Genomic DNA, 1613 nt, shown 5'->3' with positions numbered 1-1613 from the left:
GCCCGGCCCGCCCGGGCCGCCTTCCCCGGCCCGCGGCACGCCGCCGCCCGGCCCCGGCGCGGCGGCTTCGTCGCCCGCGCCTTCGGCGTCACCGCGGTGCTCAGCGCCGCCGGGTCCGGTCTCGGCCTGCTCCGCGACCTGCTGCTCGCCCGGTACTTCGGCGCCACCCGGGGCACCGACGCCTTCCTCGTCGCCTGGACGGTGCCGGAGACCGCCGCGCCGCTGCTGATCGAGGACGCGATGGCCTTCCTGATGGTCCCGGCGTTCAGCCTGGCCCTGGTGCTGCGCGAGGAACGCCCGCACGGCCCGGACCCGGTACGGCAGTTGGTGCGCGCCACGCTGCCCTGGCTGCTGCTCGCGCTGTGCACCCTCACCCTCGCCGCGGCGGTCGGCGCCGGCCCGCTGGTGGGCCTGCTCGCCCCCGGCCTGGCCGACCCGGCACTCGCCGTCACCTGCACCCGGATCACCGCCCTGACCGTGCTGCCGTTCGGCGTGGTCGGCTACCTCTGCTCGATGCTCCGCGCCCACCACCGGTTCACCGCCCCGGCCGGCATCTACGTGGCGTACAACCTGGGCATCCTCGCCGTGCTGCTCGGCGGCCACGCCCTGCTCGGGGTCCGCTCCGCCGCGCTCGGCGTCACCTGCGGCAGCCTGCTGATGGCCGGACTGCTGCTCGGGCCCGTCCGGTGGATCCTGCCGGGCGCGCGACGCCGGATCTCCCCCGGCCCCCGGCCGGGTGGTGCCCCCACGACCGGACGCACGCCCGAATCGCCCGAGCACGTCCAGCACGAGGGCGCCCCGGACGGGCGCCCCGCGCCGCACGCCGATCCGGCCGGATCCGCCGGACAGGCCCGGGCCGCCCGGCGGACGGCCCGCCCGGCCCGCGGTGCCGCGGCCGGCGGCCTGGTGCTGATCCCGCTGGCGATGCTGCCGGTCGCCGCCTTCACCCTCACCCGGCAGGCGCAGGTCTTCGTCGAGCGCTACCTCGGCTCCGGCCTGCCGCCGGGCACCATCTCGCACCTCAACTACGCCGCCAAGGTCTCCCAGCTCGCCATGACGGCGGGCATCCTGATCGTCACGGTGACCTTCCCGCTGGTCGCCAGGGCGCTGGCCGCCGGGGACCTCGCCGCCGCCCGCGACCGGGTGGAGAAGGACCTCGGCCAGGCCGCCGCGGTCGTGCTGCTCGGCACCGCCTTCCTGATGGCCTGCGCGCCCTCCGTGGTCGCGCTGCTCTTCCAGCGCGGCGCGTTCGGCGCGCACGACACCGCCGCCACCGCCGAGGTGATCCGGGTGTACAGCTTCGGGCTGCCCGCGCAGGCGCTGATCGGCGTGATGGTCCGGCCGTTCTTCTCGCTGCGGCCGGTGGTCCGCCGGGCCGGCGACCCGGAGCCGGCCGGGCTGCGGCCGCTGGACTGGTACCCGGTCGCCGCGATGGCCGTCGGCCTGCTGGTCACCGCCGGCGTCGGACTGGCCGCCACCCCGCGGTACGGCGCCCTCGGCCTCGCGGCCGGCAACGCGGCCGGCATCACCACCGCCGCGGTGCTGCTGCTCCGCGGCCTGCTGCTGCGCGGCATCGCGCTGCGCCTGCCCCGGGTGCTCGGCGGCCAGGCCCG

At 78.1% G+C, this 1613-nt stretch carries 1 protein-coding gene; it reads left to right on the top strand.

Going from position 1 to position 1613, the window contains the following annotated elements; translation table 11 throughout:
• Positions 1 to 1613: lipid II flippase MurJ (locus ABZ641_RS36515; RefSeq protein WP_359988828.1), on the top strand; the 1613-nt coding region annotated here is incomplete at both ends.

This window comes from Kitasatospora sp. NPDC007106 (assembly GCF_040634455.1).
In the GTDB taxonomy this organism is placed as follows: Bacteria; Actinomycetota; Actinomycetes; order Streptomycetales; family Streptomycetaceae; genus Kitasatospora; species Kitasatospora arboriphila.
Note: the sequence above shows the minus strand (reverse complement) of the source record. Positions and strands in the feature narration are given on the sequence as shown.